The 19,523-nt window shown below is 48.4% G+C and carries 10 protein-coding genes; 4 read left to right on the top strand and 6 right to left on the bottom strand.

Annotated features, from left to right (window positions below; genetic code table 11):
- Positions 1-292: 292 nt before the first annotated feature.
- From Tanf_RS01590 to Tanf_RS01565, 6 genes are all read right to left on the bottom strand, one after another.
- Positions 293-2,653 (bottom strand): ABC transporter permease, encoded by a 2,361-nt coding sequence (locus Tanf_RS01590; RefSeq protein WP_046824663.1) that lies wholly within the window; start codon positions 2,651-2,653, stop codon positions 293-295.
- A gap of 352 nt (positions 2,654-3,005) precedes the next feature.
- Positions 3,006-3,680 carry an ABC transporter ATP-binding protein gene (locus tag Tanf_RS01585; RefSeq protein ID WP_046824662.1) on the bottom strand — a complete coding sequence of 225 codons (675 nt, stop codon included), beginning with the start codon at positions 3,678-3,680 and terminating at the stop codon, positions 3,006-3,008.
- A 121-nt stretch (positions 3,681-3,801) separates the two neighbouring features.
- Positions 3,802-6,132, bottom strand: a complete 2,331-nt coding sequence (locus Tanf_RS01580) for an ABC transporter permease (RefSeq protein WP_080948522.1) — start codon at positions 6,130-6,132, stop codon at positions 3,802-3,804.
- 294 nt (positions 6,133-6,426) lie between these two features.
- Positions 6,427-8,802: an ABC transporter permease gene (locus Tanf_RS01575; protein WP_046824660.1), complete on the bottom strand. Its 2,376-nt coding sequence runs from the start codon at positions 8,800-8,802 to the stop codon at positions 6,427-6,429.
- 360 nt (positions 8,803-9,162) lie between these two features.
- Positions 9,163-10,416, bottom strand: a complete 1,254-nt coding sequence (locus Tanf_RS01570) for an efflux RND transporter periplasmic adaptor subunit (protein ID WP_014223627.1) — start codon at positions 10,414-10,416, stop codon at positions 9,163-9,165.
- 161 nt (positions 10,417-10,577) lie between these two features.
- A complete protein-coding gene (locus tag Tanf_RS01565; protein WP_041591003.1) occupies positions 10,578-11,921 on the bottom strand; it encodes a TolC family protein in 1,344 nt (447 codons plus the stop codon).
- 277 nt (positions 11,922-12,198) lie between these two features.
- On the opposite strand from Tanf_RS01565, the gene Tanf_RS01560 reads away from it, so the two are divergent.
- The 4 genes from Tanf_RS01560 to Tanf_RS01545 are packed head-to-tail and all read left to right on the top strand — an operon-like array spanning position 12,199 to position 18,939.
- Positions 12,199-15,720: an RNA-binding domain-containing protein gene (locus tag Tanf_RS01560; protein WP_014223630.1), complete on the top strand. Its 3,522-nt coding sequence runs from the start codon at positions 12,199-12,201 to the stop codon at positions 15,718-15,720.
- The gene (locus Tanf_RS01555; RefSeq protein WP_046824659.1) at positions 15,717-17,075 is read left to right on the top strand and encodes a sigma-54-dependent transcriptional regulator; all 1,359 of its coding nucleotides are present in this window, start codon (positions 15,717-15,719) and stop codon (positions 17,073-17,075) included. Before Tanf_RS01560 ends, Tanf_RS01555 begins: the two co-directional genes overlap by 4 nt.
- A gap of 5 nt (positions 17,076-17,080) precedes the next feature.
- A complete protein-coding gene (locus Tanf_RS01550; protein WP_046824658.1) occupies positions 17,081-18,394 on the top strand; it encodes a sensor histidine kinase in 1,314 nt (437 codons plus the stop codon).
- A gap of 50 nt (positions 18,395-18,444) precedes the next feature.
- Positions 18,445-18,939, top strand: coding sequence for a methylated-DNA--[protein]-cysteine S-methyltransferase (locus tag Tanf_RS01545; protein ID WP_046824657.1), 495 nt, complete (start codon positions 18,445-18,447; stop codon positions 18,937-18,939).
- Positions 18,940-19,523 lie beyond the last annotated feature (584 nt).

Below are 19,523 nucleotides of genomic sequence, written 5' to 3'. Positions count from 1 at the left end.
GCATTCAGCGGTCAGCCATCAGTTTTCAGGCCAGGACACAGCGTTCGGTATGCCGCGTAGGAGCGAACCTCTGTGTTCGCCCGTGATAACAACCTTCGCGCCCTTTGCGGTTTCCATTGCGTGCTTTGCGGTAAAATAAACCGCAAGATTCACAAAGGATTCCGCAAGGTTCGCAAGTTTTCATTTGCGGTTATTCACGTCATTCGTCATTGTTCCATTCAACCGTCAAACAACTCAACAGTTAAACACCCGAAAAACTTTTCACTTTTCGTTCTTCATTATTCACTTTTAACTATTCACTTCTCAGACTTTTCACCGGATTGGCATTCGCCGCGCGCCAGTTTTGAAAGGTCACTGTGGCGAACGTCACGAAGGCCACCACTGCGAACGACAGGGCGAACACCCACCAGTAAAGCGGGGTCTTGTAGGCAAAGTTCTCGAGCCACTTCACTACCGCGTAATACGCCGCAGGGGCGGCAAAGACGAAACAAACAACGACGATCTTCAGATAGGTCTTGTTGAACATCACCAGAATCTGCGGTGTCGTCGAACCGAATACTTTGCGGATGCCGATTTCTTTCTTCCGATACTCGCTGTCGAACACCACCAAACCGAAGACACCGACGATAGAGATAAAAATAGCAATCATACTGAACAGCGTAATCAGCATGCTAAGCGTTCCCTCCTTTTCATACAACTGCTGCAAAACATCGTCAAAGAATCGGACGTTGAACGGATATTCGGGGTCGAACTCAGCCAGCACGGTGCGTACATGCTCCATTGCCGCCCGCATGTCCGATCCGGCCTTTACCTTGACATAGGCATGATTCGGCCAATGACCCCAGTTTTGGGTGCCCCAGACGAAGAACGCCATCGGAGTTACTTCGGTACGGAACGAAGCAAACTTCACGTCGGGCATAAAGCCAACGACCTCCGTGCTGTCGATCATCGTACCTAACTCCAATCCGAACTCTCGGCGTGCACGTTCGTTAAAGACATACGCACCGTAACGGGTATTCGTATCTTCGATACGGAAATCGCGTCCTTCCGTAACCGGAATACCCATCACTTCCAAAAAGGAATAATTGACAGGAAGCACTTGATATCGGATTTCCTTATCTTGGTAATCCCGTCCCCAACTCATATAAAAGTCGGTGCTGGACAACAACTGCTCGGCATACGTAACGTCTTCGACTCCCGCAAATTCTTTCATACGGTTCGTAAAAGCGTCCAGACTTTTATTAATTTGCGAATTGATATTCGTGACGATCAGCGCATCTTTTTCGTATCCCAACGGTGTGTGCTGCATAAAATGATTTTGCAAATACATAAACGACGCACCGATCAGCAATGCAAACGAAGCGATAAACTGCACGCTGATAAGCGCGTTGCGCAGCGCTCGGCCTTTCGGCGACAATCCGAAGCTCCCTTTCAATACCAGCGCAGGAGGGAACGAGGTCATGTAGAACGACGGATACAGTCCGGCCAGTAGCCCCGTCAGCAACGCGATCAGTGCTGTTCCTCCCACGATCAGCGGCTGCGAAGCGACCGACAAGTCCGCATCGACAAGCGACGAGAGCTCCGTGCGAGCAAACAACATCACTAACCCGATGGCTATCACATACGAAAATAAACTGATCAGCATCGCCTCCAAGACCAATGACCGCCGAATGGCACCCTGACTCCCTCCCAGCACTTTTTGCGTATTGATGCTTTTGATCCGCACAGGTGTCAGCGCCGTGCTGAAATTCGTAAAATTAATCCCCGCAATTACAATCACGACAATGGCTATGGCAAACAAGACCCGCAAGGTCTGCCGGCTGGCTTTGGGAGTAAAATCAAAGATCGCATCGGTTACATAATGCACCTCGGTCAAAGGAGTAAAACGCAAGGCTGCATTTAGTTTTTCCCAATCGAATTCGTCCGTTTGTCCGATCATCTGCGGATTGGCTTTGTTATTCTTTTTAAAGTTTTCATAGACAGAGAGCATATTGTCTGGATCGTCCATCCGAACAAACATCTGATAGTTCCAATTTCCCCAATTCGTTTTGTTCTCGTTCGGGGGGATCGTAGCGTACACAATATTCCGTACAAGGGTATTAGCCGGGAAGTCCCGGTACACCGCACCGACGATCATATTACTGTGCCGACCGGTCAATTGTCTGCCTACGGCCGGTTGATTGCCAAACAGTTTCTGTGCCATACTAAGCGGTATCATCACATGATCCGGCTGCTTTAATACTTCCTTCGTTCCTTCGACAAAATCGAACGTGAACACTTCCGTATATTCGGGAGAAACCTGTATGCATTTCTCTTCATAAAACTGTTTGATACCATTATTTTCGACGGAGAAAAACCGATCGGTACTATAAGGAGAAGACAGCGCACCGGCAACAATATGCGGTGAAGAAGCAAAAAAAGCCTCGGCCAACGGTCGATTGATGACTACCTGCGCGTTCTCCTGATACATAAACTCGACGCGGAAGATGCGGTCGTGGTTGGGATCGGAGGTGTCGAATGTCCGATCGTAATTGACCTGCATCATAATCACCATAAACGCGGCGAAGGCGATCGACAACCCCGCCACGTTTAACAACGTCGCCATTTTAAAACGGCGAATCACACTCAATAGATTTCTGTAAATCGTTTTCATTTCTGTTTCTTTTATTTGTTAGCGATCAGTAGTCAGCGGTCTGCTCTGCATTCCCCCTTTGAAGGGGGGGGCTGGGGGATGTACCTCTGCGTTCGGGACACCGTTTTTTGTCATTCAGAGCGTGAGCGAAGAATCTCCTACCGGCAGAGCTGAAAGCCTGATATAATTTTTCTGTCACTTTTGGCTTGACCCAAAAGTAACCAAAAGGTCAAGGCTTCGTGCGCTTCGCTTTTGCATTCCCCCCTTGAAGGGGGGATGTTCATAATCGGCGTTATGACGGGCGAACACTGAGGGTCGCCCGTCTACATTAACTGCTTTGACTACTTAAGAAAATACGCTTTTCGTTTATCTCCTACAGTCTTGTCGTATGCACGATTTGTCCGTCGAAGAGGTTGACGATGCGGTCGGCAAAGCCTGCGTCGTGCTGCGAGTGAGTAACCATGACGATCGTTGTACCCTCATTGTGCAGCTCGGTCAGCAGTTGAATCACTTCGAGACCGTTTTTCGAGTCGAGATTACCTGTCGGCTCGTCGGCGAGGATCAGCTTCGGGTTAGCGACCACGGCACGTGCGATGGCCACACGCTGCTGTTGTCCGCCCGAGAGCTGTTGCGGGAAATGCTTTGCCCGATGGCCAATGCTCATCCGCTTCAGGATGGCGGCTACACGTTCCTTACGCTCGGCGGATTTGATGCCGAGATACGTCAGCGGCAGTTCTACGTTCTCGAACACGTTCAGTTCGTCGATCAGGTTGAAACTCTGGAACACGAACCCGATATTGCCTTTGCGCACCTGTGTACGCTCTTTCTCTTTGAGATGGCCGACTTCATGTTCGCCGAGGAAATAATTCCCTTCGGTCGGGTTATCCAACAGTCCGAGGATGTTCAGCAGGGTTGATTTGCCGCAGCCCGAAGGGCCCATAATCGCGACAAATTCGCCATCTTTCACTTCCATCGATACCTTGTTCAGCGCAATCGTCTGCACTTCTTCCGTCTCAAAATACTTCGTCAAATTTTCTACTTTAATCATGATTGTTATTTTTTATTTAGTTTTCAGCGTTCAGTAATCAGCAAACAACTCAACAATTCAACAACTCAACGCCCGAAGGGCATCACTTTTCACTTTTCGTTCTTCACTCTTCACTTTTCACCTATTCACTCCTCAAACTTTTCACAGGGTTCGTACGTGCTGCACGCAGCGCTTGCCAGAAGACTGTAAGAAACGAGATGATCAGGCAAAATACAAAGGCTGTAAGATAAATCCACACCGAGAGCGATATGCGATACGCATAATCCGACAGCCACCCGCTCATAAAATACCAGATCAACGGTACGGCAACTACGAATGCCATCCCCACATACGAGAGGAATGTCCGCACTAGCCTTCTCATCACTTCATTCGTTGTCGAACCGAACACTTTGCGCACCGCCACCTCTTTCAGCCGCTGACGGATAAAATACGTCGACATGGCCAACAATCCAAGCAGCGAAATCAACACGGCAATCCCCGCAAAAAGCGTAACGATCTTCGCCGTCCGTCGCTGCGAATCGAACGAGTCCATCACCTGCTGATCAATATATTTTCCTTCGAACTCGCGGCCGGTAATACGTTGATAAACACTCGCAATTTCACGATAAGCCTCGTAAGGATCACCCTGCACCTCGATCAGGATATTCCACGCATTTATGTCTGCTTCTTTTTGCACCTTCATAAAAACAGGTTCTTTGACATGTGTAATATTTGCCATCTGGAAGTCCTTGATCACACCGGCTATTTTGATCTCGCGGTCATAATAATGAAAACACGGAGCCTCTTCCGAAAGACCGGTCTGGCGTAGAAATTCTTCGTTCACGAAAGCGCCTTCGCCCGGTGCAAGGCGGTTATTGCGGATGATCTCCAGACCGAGCATACTGAAAAAAGTTGAATCGCCATTGATATTTTGCGAACTGATATTCTTCCCCTCGTAGCTTCCGCTGTAATTATTACCTCGGTTAAAAGGCGTACCCTGCGACACCGCCACACGATGCACGCACGCCAACTGCCGCACCTCATTCCGAAACACGCCCGACTGCTCCGGATTATCGAAATTATTCCACATATCGATAATATTCTCCGTCCGGTATCCTAACGGTGCATCGATGAGATGGCGTATTTGCAGGTACATTGTCAGGGCACACGCGATCATCACGATCGTTACGACATTTTGCAGCGTGATAAAGACCTTGCTGAAGGTCATCTTCGTGCGGCGACGGAACGTACCGCGCACCACCTCGATCGGTTTCGTGTTCGATATCATGACGGCCGGAAGCAATCCCGATAAGACGCTTAGCATGGCAATAACAGCTGCCATAGCTCCGATACCTGCCGGCGTAAGTAAGATGCGCAAAGAGATATTGGTCTGCAGAAGGTCATTCACGAAAGACACGAAGCAGCCCGCAAGCAATATCCCCACACCAAACGACACCAGCACCATCACGAATGATTCGAACAACAATCGCATGAAAAGCATTGTACGTTCCGAACCGAGCAGCCGCCGCAGCGCCATCTCCTTGGCACGGAAACCCGATTGCGCCATTGTCAGGTTGATGTAATTGATGATGGAGAAAATAAGAATCACTAATCCGACCGATGTCAGAATCAGGACAAACCGTTTATCACCGCCTTTCAAAGGCCAACCGGCCTGAGAGAAATACACATCGGGCAGCTTTGTCAAAGTCGGTTGTTCGGAATAGCCTTTCGCATACATCCAATAGAACGTTTTGAACCAGTCGCGCATATCGTCGAGCTTGACAGACAGGTCAGCACCGGCTTTCAATTTCAGGAAAGCCACCGTACTGCCTGCATTGTTATAGTTCGTTAAACTGACAGTATAGTTGAATGTCGGTAGATGCTCGACACGGATGACGATATCGGATGAAGGGATGACGGACGGTTTCATATCTTCCATCACGCCACTGACGATCACCGACACTGTATCGTTCAACCAAATACTCCTGCCCATCGGGCTTTCATTGCCGAATGCACGCTGCGCAAACGATTCCGATACAACGGCCGACTGCATCGACTCCAAGACACGATGCTCCAGCCCTTTTTTCAAGCCGAACGAAAAGAAGGAGAAGAACGAAGAATCCACCATGAGCAGAGTGGTCTTCAGACTTTCGTCCGCTCCCTTCTGCAATTTAACATGTTGAGGCATGGTTTCTATCACCACGGGACAGGCAGCTTCTACCTCCGGATAACGGTCCTGCACGCGCCATGCTACGGGCAAAGCATTCAGATAATCCCTGCTACCGTCTTTATTCACATCTCCCAAGATGTAGATGCGGTCGCCATCCTGCTGAAACTGATCGACCGACAGCTCCTGTACGACATAAATACCGATCAGTATCACAAACATCAGCGATACGGAAAGACCGACGACATTAATCACCGTATACAATTTGTTTCTGGAAAGAAACTTCAAAAAAGATTTTAAGTTCATATTTTTTATTTTTTAGCAGTCAGCGTTCAGCATTCAGTAATCAGCAAACAATTCAATAATTCAACAGTTATACCAATATTAATTCAGGCTTACAGCCCTCTGACGTGGGGTTGCTTTTTCTCCCAACGCTGTGCATTGGGCTGAATTAACATGCCCTTTCAGGGCTTTTTCCCAAATTGTCAATGGTCATTTAGTTTTCAGCGTTCAGTAATCAGCAAACAACTCAACAACTCAACGCCCGAAGGGCATCACTTTTCGTTTTTCACTTTTCACTTTTCGTTTTTCACTTTTCACCTATTCACTCCTCAAACTTTTCACAGGGTTATCGTTCGCCGCACTCCGTACATGGAATGCCACCACGGTTATGATTACTCCCAGCATCATCAGGCCGCATATCGCGAACAGGTACCATGCCAGCGACACCTTTTCGGAGAAGCCCGAAAGCCATCCGGCGGCAAAATACGCCGCCAGAGCACAGCCGCCGATCAATGCGGGAACGGCTATACGAATGATGTCACGCTCGAAGAGCAACAAGACTTCTTTAAAGGTTGCCCCGTTGATTTCACGGATCGCTATTTCTTTCCGGCGACGGTTGATCTCATCGCGCGTATATCCGATCAATCCGGTCAACGCAATAATCAACGTGATGATACATCCGATCATTACCGAATCGCGAAACAGTCGCGAAGAACGGTATAAATTCGTCATCTCCGCACGCCAGTCGTTTATCGCCACATTCTGATCGGGCAGCAGCGCCTGTATCGTTTCCTGCACATGCGTCATACCTTCCGGCGTCAAGGTATGAAACTTAACCAGCAGCATACGCGTCCATTGCACATCGGGAGCATAGAACATCACCGAAGGGCGCGTATCTTCGTTCTCGATGCTGTTGATGCGGATATCTTCGTATACGCCGCAAATGGTAAAAGGCTGTTTCATACTCTGACTGTGTTCCGTAATCAGAATTTCTTTGCCAATCGCCCCGTCGCTCCAGTCGGCAAAGTTCTTCATTTTCTCCACAAACCGGCGGCTGACCATTACTTCGTGCGACGATGAGACGTTTTCCGTAAACGAACGTCCTCCCACGACCGGGATTTCCATCGTTTCCAGATAACGGTTACCCACCCAGTACAGGTCTGCAATATTAAACATTTCACGATCATTGCCCGGAAGGTAGACGTTATTTCCGGACTGTTTTTCGAAAGGAAGCTCCGAAAACGTGGTGACGGCGGCCACTTCGGGAAGACGTCCCACCTCGTCGACGATTTTGGAGCGCAGCGTAGAATCTGTGCCCCCCATATTGAAGTAGGCGAGCTGCTCATAGTTATATCCGGGATTGTCGTTCGTCATGCGTCTATGCTGAAGAGTAATGATCACAAGGAAAGAGAACAGGAAGCCTACACCGATAAATTGTACGAACAGCAACGCAAGTTTCCAGTAACGGCGCGATTCGCGATAATTCCGGAAAGCCGCCCCGACGGGGATACGCGCGAAAAGATGACCGGGGAGCAGCCCCGTCACGAGAAACACGACCATACACACGGCCACAAGGATTGTAATGCTCTGTGACGAGAAAAGTGCCCGAAGCGACGCGGCCAGCAACTCCTCTACCGTGCCGCGAAACGCAAAGATAAGCAACAGCGCCAGCGCAATCGAAATCAACAGATGAAGAAACGTTTCGGAAACAATCATCCCGCCGATGTTTCTGCCCGACGCTCCGTAACATTTATGTACGGCTACTTCTTTCGTTCGGCTGACAAACGACGAAATGACGACTAACACATAGTTCATCACCGCCGCGAAGATGAGCACGAAAGCGAGCATGATCAGCAACGAGGTCATCGATTTTACCTCAGGTGTCTTTCGGTGCAGATCGGTCAGCCGGGTAAGCGTATAACTCAGATCGACACCGGCCTTTTTCAAGACCTCAAAATCCTGATATTTCTTCTGCATCGCCCGCATCGGTTCGGCCAGACTATCGGGCTCGACACCGGGATAGAGCTTCACATAGCCGCGATAACGGTCATTCCCTAACCAGTTCATGGTACCGTCGTAATCGGGTGAAACCATCACCTGAAGGGTTATGACTGCATCGTAACGCTGATGAGCATTCTCCGGTACGGTTTCGAAGACGCCGCCGATAGGGATTTTATTCTTATTCTTGCTTCCGAGGCAAAGTGTTTTTCCCATGACGTCGCCCCCGATCTTCCGAGCCAGCTCTTCCGAAATCAAAACGGCGCCTTTTTTCGATAAGACGGCTTTCGCATCTCCCTGCAATATCTTGCGAGGAAACACATCGAAGAAGTATTCGTCGGCGGCAATCACGGATACCGTATATCCTTTTCCATCGTCGGTATAGGCTTCGCCGTCGTAAATTCCGGTGCATCGCGTAGCCATTTCCACGCCCGGCACCTCTTCCCTCATCCCGACAGCCACGCCGCCGCTCACTTGAGGATATTCTTTCAGCTCATTATTCTGAATGATTTTCTGGTTCAGCCGGAAAATACGTTCCGAATCGGGATAGAACGCATCGTACGACTGCTCAAAGTAGATTTTGGCAATCAGCACCAATCCCATCGCAAGCCCTGCGGCCAGCGAGATAATCTTAATTCCGTTGTTCCGTCCGCGTTTGGTCAACGAACGAAGCGCAATGATCATTTCCCGTTTCATTTTTTTTTTAGTTTTCAGTCCTTCGGATGTTGAGTTGTTTAGATGTTTAGTTGTTTAGTCGTTTAGTTGTTTAGTTGCTTAGTTGTTTAGTTGCTTAAACAATTCAACAATCAAACAATTCAACAAATCAACAGTTCAACAATTACACCAACATTAATTCAGGCTTACAGCCCTCCGATGTGGGGTTGCTTTTTTCTCCCAACGCTGCGCATTGGGCTGAATTAACGCGCCCTTTCAGGGCTTTTTCCCAAATTGTCAATGGTTATTTAGTTTTCGGTTTTCAGCAAACAACTCAACAGTTCAACAATTCAACAATTCAACAACTCAACAATTCAACAACTCAACAACCTAACCAACGATTCACTTTGACAGGATCAGTATTTCACTGTTTTTATAGCTTTCGTAGCTTGAGATCACGACGCGTTCGCCGGCTTCGAGGCCTTCAAGCACTTCGTAATACTGCGGATTCTGCCGGCCGATCCTGATTTTGCGGCGGTAAGCCTTTTTCCCGTCCTTATCGAGCACAAAAATCCAGTTTCCGCCCGTACTCTGAAAGAACGTACCCTTCGGGATGATGATGCTTTCGGTGGGTTGTCCGAGCTGAAGATTGATGTAGTATGTTTGCCCGCTTCGGATATTGTCGGGGCGTTCGCCGGTAAAGACAAAGTCCGTGCGGAATTTACCGTCTCGCACTTCGGGATAGACTTTGCGGACGGACAGTTCAAAGTTCCCGCCCTGCCGCTCGAACGTGGCGGCCAGCCCGGCTTTTACACGGTCGATGTAATGCTCGTCGATCAAGGCTTCGATCTTGTAGTCCGACAAATCGTTGATCTGCCCGATTTTTTGTCCGGGTGAAACATTCTGTCCGAGCACGACGTCCAACAGTCCGAGCTCGCCGTCGATCTGGGAGCGCACGTTCAGGTTTTCCTTGCGTTCGCGGATAAGCAGCACGTTACGCCGCATGTTCGCGAGGTTATCTTCCATCTGATCCATCTGAATGGATCGATAGATCGAGTCTTGATGCAGCCGCTCGATGATGAGTGCATGTTTTTGCTGCACCAGTTCGTAGTCTTCTTTCGCTTGCAGGAAATCCTCGCGGGCGATCAGCTTCTCGTCGTAGAGTTTTTCCTGCTGACGGTACGTCCGCTGTCGCCGTGTGATGTCGAGGTCGAGTTGCAGCTTCTCCGTCTTGTTCCGGAGGCGGTCCTGTTCCATTGTCACCTGTGTATTGCGCAGCAGATTCTGCTTTTCGGCCAGTTCGGCTTCGGCATTCAGGATTTGCAGGTCGAGGTTCGAGTTGCTCAGCCGGACGATGATATCTCCTCTGCGTACCTGCGCCCCTTCTTCTACGACTTTTTCCTGCACGATTCCGCCCTCTTCGGGGCTGAGCTGCACGACCGTGATCGGCTGTACCTGCCCGTCTACACGCACAAAATCATTGAACTGTTCATGTGTTACATGGCCGATGCTGATGCCTCGCGCGTCTACACGCAGCGTCGACGCATGATTGCCGAAAATCATCCATCCGACAAGCAATAAAAAAGCAATCCCCCCGACAATATAGGGAAGATGTTTTTTTCGTATCCCTTTCTTTTTTTCCAATTGTATATCCATTGCAGTAAGTATTTATATTCTATTCCATGTTATAAATATAAGCCTGACAGTATATTTTTCTCTTCTGACGTCGCATTTTTCCGTTCTGACGATATATTTTTTCGATCTGACATTGCATTTACCTTTCCGGCATTGCATTTTACCCTTTTGACATGCCGTGATTATTCTTCGGATTTCCCGATAATTCCTTCTCCTTTATAATATGCCACCAATCTGCTTTTAAGCATATACGACAATCGTTTCTGCAACAGGTTGGCACGCGCCTCGATCAGTGTATTGGCTGCCGTTTGCAGATCGATCGGACTCATCAGGCCTTCTTCGTATTTGCGCAGGGTAAGATGATAGGAGATTTCGTCTGCTTCTACTTTTTTTTCCATCTGTACGGTTTCTTTTGCAAATCCGTCTCGGTCTAAAACGGCCTGTTCGACAGCTGTCTGTAACTGTCGCATCACTTCATCGCGCTGTTCGTTGGCAATCCGCATGGCGTTACGCGCACGACGCGCTTCGCTATATCGTCTCAGTCCGTCGAACAAGGGGATACGGAGCACCATGGCAAGGTATTCGCCGCGGTTATTGTCGAAAAACTGCTTTCCGAACGAAACGGTTTCTCCGCTCGACAGATTTTTGAAATAGTTGGTTGATACGCCGGCTTCGAACGACAGTCGAGGGAACATGGCTCCTTTGGCCATGCGGTATTCGTAGCGGGCGGCCTTGGATTGGTATTGGGCCGAGAGTGCGACGGGGTTATGCGTGCCGGCATACGCGTAAATATCGCTGACCGACTCGGGGAAGGAGAGCGTTTCGGGCACGTAGACGGCCGTATCGATGCGTAACGAGTCGGCCCCGCCGTAATTCATGTTCTCCCGGAGTTTCAAGAAGGCCGACGCGTAGAGGTTTTGTTGGCGGGTCAGGTTATAATCGTCGGCCGCTACCTGAGCCTCGAACTGCGCCACATCGGCTTTGCCCTTCATGCCCAACTCTTCCATCCGGCGTGTTTTGTAGAGGGTATGCCTGCTTTCATTCAACTTGTCGGAAGCCAGTTTCACCGTCCCCCGATAGTAGATCATGTTGATAAACGCCTCCATCACGGCCAGCGCCACATCGTCTTTGGCACGTTGTTCTTCCTGAAGACCGTACAAACGGCGGATATGCGTCATCTTCCGGTTGTTGATCAGCTGTCCGCCGTCAAAGAGAGGCAGAGAAGCGCTGATTCCGTAGGAATTATTAAACGTCGAGATGTTGTTATACGTATTCGTTTTCGGGTCGATAGACCGTCCGAAGCTGAACTGCCCGCCTACATTTGCACCGATCGACGGGAAGAAGCTCGCTACCGCCGAATGGTGCGCCGCCCTGTACGAGTCGTTCAAATGCTGCTTCTGTCGCACCTTCGGACTATTTTCCACCGCATAGCGCATGCAGTCGTCCATCGTCCAGTATCGTTCCTGAGCTATCCCGCCCGACGTAATCGCGATACTTAAAAACATATTCCAAAAAATCTTCCTCATCATTTCAAAATTAGTTCACGATATATAAGATGCCAAAACCATGCCAAAACACTCAAATCACTAACATCAAAAAATTTATAAAATCATTCAAGAACAGCCTGTGTCCAAAAATTGGACGTCTGTGTCCAATTTTTGGACATAAACAGACGAGCCAACAATAAAAGACATGCCCCAGACAGTTCATTTTTTTTCCTAACTTTGCGAAGCATTATGTATATGCGTTATTATTATATATGTATTATATTTCTATATTATCATTAATTTTATTTTATACAATATGGATATTCTATATGAGGACTATACGAATGGAAGGGCATTTATGCGAATGATCAACGCGACAGAAGAACAAGTAGCCCTCTTTGAAGAACTGTCGAAAAAGGCTGTCTATAAATCCTCGGATTCCGATTTTATGTCTTTGTTGAAAACGGGTTCGCCTTTTTGGATATTCGCTTTCTTAAAAGCATTGGACCGTCTTTACGAAAAATGTCGGGAAGATACCGATAGAACGCAAACCATACTGAGTCTTTATATTCGTATCGAAGAACATCTTCTGGAAAACAGACGCTTTTTAAACCTTTATCCGGAAAACAAACATTCTTCCATCCTTTTCCGTGCCGAACAGATGTTGCACAAAGCTTACGCACATCAGGAAGCGTTGTCCATCATTCAAGAAAACAAAGTCAGTTTGTTTATTTCCGACTTGTCCGCTAAAACGGAGATACCGGACATTCATATTTATAATCTGGAGAAAAAAATAAACATACTCATGTATTTATTCCTGTACGATCCGCAAGCGCTTACGGGCAGGACGATCGCCTATCTTCGTTTATTCAGATTTTTTATCGAATACGCATCTTCTCTTTTTTCCTATAGTTTTTGGATAAACAACCTCGAATCGTTGATAAAAAAAGAATGTGACCGGATAGATACGATATTACTCACAGGAGAAATCACGGCAGAAATTCGGCAAAAAGCAGAGAGCTTGATCCAAATTGCCGGTGCCGAATTTTTGATTAGCAGAGCAGCAGACAGCGAGATCAATATCGTACACCGGTTGATGTTTTACCGCTATTTATACCTATTAGACGAACGCCGTACACCAGCCCTGAAAAATCTTATGCTAAGTACTTTTTTAAAACGGAACAGTCGTCCCCCGGAATATACATGGGAGGAATTGATTCTTTTTTCATTTCCGCTGTTCGTCGATAAAATCTCATATTTCATTGAAGATATACTTGAAAACAAAAACTCATTTTCTTTCGAAGGAAACGGTGTCATTAACTTATCCGACCAGCGGATTACCCTGTCTCCCCATCCGAATCCTCTTATCCGAAAACGGAATCATAAATTACTTTCTTTATGGGAGGATACGATTAAAATAAATACGTTCCACCCCTCCCCTACCGATCTGAATTCCTGTACGGATATCCATCTGCTGTACAAAGCCTGGAATACTGCGTTCGATGATTTTAAAGCGAAACCGGTCTTCGAACAGCATCATATGAAAGAAACACCCCCTGCAGGCACCTCGCTAAAAGTCAGAATCACCAAAATGAATCCGGCTTACCCGCTGCTTGCTTTCGCCAGCATCGAAGATGATCGGTATGAGGGGTATGGCGTCCTGCATGCCAGCCAGGTTTCACGTATCAAGCTCAATACATTATCCGATATTTTCGTAGTCGGTGATCTCGTAACTGCACATGTACTCGAAACGTCGGATAACCGGCTTTCTTTTTCCATCTTAGAAGAAATCGGTTTTTCCATCAGTGCCCGGTTTCATAAAGACGATTACACATATGCCAAGCTGCTTGCCCAAAAAGAAAATCTGGATATATGGGTCAGTGAAAAAGGATATCCGCTCTATACGCTTCCGTCTCCCGATACTTCTTCGGAACTTGAGATTGACGATATTTATATGCTGAGGCTAACGAGTGTATACAAAAACGGTTACGTTAAGGCGGAAATTGAAGAAGCGGCACCGGAAGATGTTACGATAGACACCTCGAAAGCCGTAGCCGATCTAATAAGTTACTATATCGATGAGAGAACAGAAGATTATGATGCCGACGAAAGCAAGATGGACAATAGCATAAACAATTTTTATCTGGAGAGCGACTATGTACGCCAACTGATTTACATCATCGACCTTCATGCCGAATCGACCCAAGACCATATTCTACGTTTCAATCTGTTCAACACGACTCGGCTTTTGGCAAAAATCGTAAACTCCTCGTCCCTTGAATCTTATTATACCTATCGTATTCTGTATTTGAAAGAGTTGCACAAATTCCTGCATAAAAAAACAATGGACGACGCTATCATCGATGACGCAGCCGTACAACAATATCCGCGACTGTCCAAGCCCTTGCGTATTCTTTCCATGCTCTCGGCAAAGAACGATTCCATCGATTGTGTTGCGACCTTGCAAACACAAATCCTTTCCAACGAAAAACAAATCTCCGACTTGGCTCGCCTGCTTCTCATACAACACTTTGCCCGCACGGCTTTTCCGGACATCGCTAAATCCGTCAATGCAAAAATCTTGGCTCTGCTTGCTATCGAAGAGGGAAAAGCCCCTGCTCCCCAAACAGAAAATATCAATTTCGGACGAGAAGGGAATACCAAAGAGTTCAAATCGACAATCGTCTACCCACCCGAAAGTAATCACGAAGCGGATATCGATAAGCAGATGGAACATATCCTTACAACGATTTGCGGCTTTCTGAATGCCGATGGCGGTATCTTGTATATCGGCGTAAATGATATCGGTTATCCGCGCGGCATCGAAACGGATTTAAACTACTTACGTTGTAATGAAGACAAATATCAACTGCTGATACGAAAATACATTGTAAAAGACTTAGGAAAAGATATAAACAGTCTGATTTTAATCGACTTTCATTCATTCAACGAAAAAACGGTTTGTGCCGTATCCGTACCTTCGTACCATCAGGCAGTCTCCTACAAAGGCATCGTATGGCAACGGCAAGGTAACTCCACCCGGCCGTTGGATACGCCGGAAATCCGACTGTTGAAAGAACGCCGAAGTGCGCTTATCCTGTCGAAAAAAAATACAGAAACACCTTTCAAAGAATTGGAAAATACTTCTGCCGATCAAGCAGATAATATCTTTCCGGTAAACATACCGACCTATAAACTACCTGTCGAATCGGCGCATCCTTTACCTCAAACAGAGGTTCCTCCCATTTACACTTCCGTTTTAAAAACGAATAAAGAACAAGAGGCCATTGCATTTTTCTCCATCCTCGAATCAGGAAAATTCATGCTCTCCAAAGAATTCCCCTACCAACATAACACACGAATCGCATTGCCGTTATACGACGAATATCTATCCGGATACTTGCTGTATATCTATGAAAACGGCTTTGTCAACCGTATTGCAGTATCTACCTTAATGTCAAAAAAACAAAATTACGAATATACAAACGCACTGTTCGATAAGTCATCTTTATTTTTTACCTCCTTTGCCAAACCCGATGATTCGATTTTTGTGAAGATCGCCTACAAAGGAAACGAATACATTCGTGTTCTTTCACAAAAAAACATCAAAATCAATACTGATTTATCCCTCAAGGGTACTCCTCTCTATACAATCCCCTTTGGGAAAATTATCCAAACGGAGGTGTTGAATAAAGAACAGGCACAAGAGGTTGAAAAGATACACAGTGAGCTGTCTACCACCTTAGGTACTCCCGTTTCTTCCATCTCAGCGATCAAAGAAATCTACTATTTAAATAATCTTTTAAGCGGCAAATCGACTTTCAAAGAAAACGCATGAACAAGACGAAACGACAAGGTACCATTCTCGTGGTCGACGACAACAAGGGCATCCTTGCGGCCGTGGAATTGCTGCTGCGACCACAGTTTGCCCGGGTAATCACAACCTCCGCGCCCGACCGCATCCGAACGATTCTGCACGACGAACCGGTGGATGTGGTATTGCTCGATATGAACTTCAGTGCAGGGATCAACAGCGGGAATGAAGGTCTTTTCTGGCTCTCCCGGATCAAGAAGATCGACCCCTCGGTACAAGTGGTACTCTTCACGGCCTATGCCGATATCGAACTGGCCGTGCGAGGCATCAAAGAAGGCGCCTCGGACTTCGTTGTCAAACCCTGGGACAACGACAAACTGACCGAAGCCTTGCAGACGGCTCTCCGGGCCCGCACGCTGCAAGACAAACGGCAGGCGGCCACCTCCACCGCCGAGACAAGCCGCATGTTTTGGGGCGACTGCGAAGCGATGCAGCAACTGCGCATGCTCACGGAAAAAGTGGCGTATACCGATGCCAATATTCTGATCACGGGCGAGAACGGCACGGGAAAAGAAATGATTGCACGCGAGATTCACCGGCTGTCGGCACGTAATCGTCATCCGATGGTGGCCGTCGATATGGGCGCCGTTACCGAAACACTCTTTGAAAGCGAGCTTTTCGGCCATGTCAAAGGCGCATTCACCGGCGCTCATTCCGACCGTCCCGGCAAGTTTGAAGCAGCCGATAACGGCACGCTCTTTCTCGACGAGATCGGCAACCTCTCCTATCATTTGCAGGCCAAGCTGCTCACAGCCCTGCAACAGCGCAGCATCGTGCGCGTCGGGAGCAATACGCCCATACCGGTCAATATCCGCCTCCTGTGCGCCACGAACCGCGACCTCGACACCATGGTCAGGAAAGAACTTTTCCGGGAAGACCTGCTCTATCGCATCAACACCATTCACCTGCATATCCCGCCGCTGCGCGAACGGACGGACGACATCGCGCCGCTGGCACATATCCTTCTCCGTAAACAAGCACAGTTGTACGGCAAGCCGGAACTGATCCTCACGCCTGCCGCGTGCGACAAACTGAAGGCGCAACCCTGGTACGGCAATATCCGCGAACTTGAACATGCCATCGAGAAAGCCGTTATCATCAGCGACGGAAAGATGCTCGATGCGGAGGATTTCGATTTTCCGTCCGCCGCCCCTCCGTCCGAATCTCCGCCGAACGATGCGACCACACTCGAAGAGATGGAGTGCCGCATGATTCGCCGCACGATGGATAAGCACCGCGGCAATCTCTCGCTCGTGGCTTCCGAACTCGGCATCTCGCGACAGACGCTCTACAATAAAATCAAACGTTACGGACTCTGACCTCGATGGACAAGCGATTGTACAACAGCCTGACGTTTCGACTGATTGTTCTTGCAGCACTCGTTGCCGCAAGCACGGTATTCGTGATGCAGCATCGCTGGATCGCCGCTACCGCAAGCCTGCTGTCCGTCGCTTTTGCCTTCGGATGGAGCGTACGGCTCTATCGTCGCAACCTCCGCAAGGTCTCCTTTATGTTCGACGCCGTGGATAACAACGATTACGCTTTTCATTACGCTACAGCACGGCATGCTACCGAAGAGCGCATCATCAACGAGTCGCTGAACCGTATCCTCCAGATTCTCCTGCAGGCAAAAGCCGACGCGAAAGAACGGGAGAAATATTATGAGATGATTATGAACTCAGTCAACACAGGGATCGTCGTCATCAACGAGAAAGGATTCGTACTCCAACAAAACAGCGAGTCACTCCGACTGCTCGGACTGCCCGTATTTACTCACATCAGACAGCTCGAACGGATTGATGAGAAACTTGCCGAACGTTTTACCGATCTTCAGCCCGGCGAGAAATATCACCTCTCGTTCCGTAACGAACGCGGAGCGGTCAACCTCTCTGTCCGCGTGTCTGAAACCGTTTTGAAAGGCGAACGCGTGAAACTTATCGCGATGAACGACATTCACGGCGAAATGGAAGATAAGGAAGTCGATACATGGATTCGTCTGACGCGCGTATTGACGCACGAGATCATGAACTCCGTCACCCCCATCACCTCGATCAGCAGCACGCTCCTCTCGCGACACGACGAAATGAAGGAAGAGCTCCGCAACGGCCTCGAACTGATCAGCGATACCGGCAAAGGATTGATCTCCTTCGTCGAATCGTACCGCCGGTTTACACATATCCCGACTCCGCAGCCGACCCTCTTCTATGTCGGCAGGTTTATCGAACGGATGACACAGCTCGCCAGCCATCACCATGCTTCCCATATCGCCATACAGACCGATATCCGCCCGGACGACCTGATTCTGTATGCCGACGAAGACCTGATCGGACAAGTCGTACTCAACCTGCTGAAAAATGCCATACAGGCCATCGGCCCCGACCATCCCGACGGACAGATCATGGTGCGGGCTTCGTGCAACAGCAATGAATCCATCGTGATCGAGATCAGCAATAACGGTCCTGCCATCCCGCCCGAAGAAGCCGAACATATTTTCACGCCATTCTTTACGACCAAAGAAGGAGGCAGCGGCATCGGGCTGTCCGTTGCACGCCAGATCATGCGTCTTTCGGGAGGTTCCATCTCACTGAAATCGAACGCCCCCAATCATCGAACGACCTTTGTATTGCTGTTTCCATAAACTTCATCCCTTTTTTTGATGTATCTTCGCACACGCCAAAATTACCCGTTATGAATTATTTTACAGATTACGCATCGCCGGTCGGCATGTTACGCATCGTTGAAAACGGTCGAGGGATTACGGCCATCAAATACGTCAGGAACGAGCATGTTCTGCCTGCCGGTGCGTGCAAAAAAGAAACCCCTCTGCTGAAACAGGCAGTAACGGAATTGAAAGAATATTTTGCAGGGCGACGCAGACATTTCGACCTTCCGCTCGACGAACAGGGCACAGACTTTCAAAAGCGCGTTTGGGCGACGCTCCGTGAAATTCCATACGGACAGACACGCTCTTACAAACAGATAGCCGAAGCTGCCGGATCACCGCATGGATATCGCGCTACAGGAATGGCCAACAACCGCAACCCCATTTCGATTGTTACACCGTGTCATCGCGTCATCGGTGCAGACGGAACGCTTACCGGTTACGGAGGCGGGCTCGACATCAAAAAGAAACTGCTGGAACTCGAAGCGTCGACTGTTGTGCAAAAAGATCGCTACCTCTAAATATCCTCCCCCCCAACAAAGAGCGCACTTCTCCGGCTTTTCGCATCCCGTAAAGAGAAAACGGCCTTCGCTTATCGGAAGATTCCCCAAAATCGTCCGAGCAAAAAATCATTTTAACCGTTCATTCTAATCTTTTTACGAATCCAACTGCCATCAAATTTTCTTTTTATCCCGGATTCCGCAATAGAAGAAATAAGAATGAATTTAATTCAGGCCTTCAGCCCTTGTGCCCCGTGCGGGCTAACCCCTTCGGGGCGTTGAGGGGTTGAGGGGTTGAAATGTTTAGTTGTTGATCTGTTTACTGACCACTGTAAAAGCCCTGAAAGGGCGCATTAATTCAGCCCAATGCGAAGCGTTGGGGAAAAAGGCATCGCATCTCGGCGAAGGGCTGTAAGCCTGACGTAATTCAATTGTTAATTGTCAATTGTTATGCAGGGGTATCCGAACGCGAATTTCACAAATGGGCGCGAATCAACGCAAATAACCGCGTTTGTCATTCCGAACGTAGTGAGGAATCTCGCCTCGAACGCCCTCGGCGTTCGTCCATGGGCCTCGGGCGGTGAGCCGACGGAGCAGCGAGCAGG

This window comes from Tannerella forsythia, assembly GCF_001006485.1.
Classification (GTDB): Bacteria; Bacteroidota; Bacteroidia; order Bacteroidales; family Tannerellaceae; genus Tannerella; species Tannerella forsythia.
This window is presented reverse-complemented; position numbering and strand designations above follow the sequence as displayed.

What these genes read in the sequence shown, in the direction of transcription:
- Tanf_RS01575 (WP_046824660.1), bottom strand. Translation starts at nt 8,802, where the DNA reads ATGAAACGGGAAATGATCATTGCGCTTCGTTCGTTGACCAAACGCGGA.
- Tanf_RS01545 (WP_046824657.1), top strand. Translation starts at nt 18,445, where the DNA reads ATGAATTATTTTACAGATTACGCATCGCCGGTCGGCATGTTACGCATC.
- Tanf_RS01560 (WP_014223630.1), top strand. Translation starts at nt 12,199, where the DNA reads ATGGATATTCTATATGAGGACTATACGAATGGAAGGGCATTTATGCGA.
- Tanf_RS01570 (WP_014223627.1), bottom strand. Translation starts at nt 10,416, where the DNA reads ATGGATATACAATTGGAAAAAAAGAAAGGGATACGAAAAAAACATCTT.
- Tanf_RS01580 (WP_080948522.1), bottom strand. Translation starts at nt 6,132, where the DNA reads ATGAACTTAAAATCTTTTTTGAAGTTTCTTTCCAGAAACAAATTGTAT.
- Tanf_RS01590 (WP_046824663.1), bottom strand. Translation starts at nt 2,653, where the DNA reads ATGAAAACGATTTACAGAAATCTATTGAGTGTGATTCGCCGTTTTAAA.
- Tanf_RS01555 (WP_046824659.1), top strand. Translation starts at nt 15,717, where the DNA reads ATGAACAAGACGAAACGACAAGGTACCATTCTCGTGGTCGACGACAAC.
- Tanf_RS01585 (WP_046824662.1), bottom strand. Translation starts at nt 3,680, where the DNA reads ATGATTAAAGTAGAAAATTTGACGAAGTATTTTGAGACGGAAGAAGTG.
- Tanf_RS01565 (WP_041591003.1), bottom strand. Translation starts at nt 11,921, where the DNA reads ATGAGGAAGATTTTTTGGAATATGTTTTTAAGTATCGCGATTACGTCG.
- Tanf_RS01550 (WP_046824658.1), top strand. Translation starts at nt 17,081, where the DNA reads ATGGACAAGCGATTGTACAACAGCCTGACGTTTCGACTGATTGTTCTT.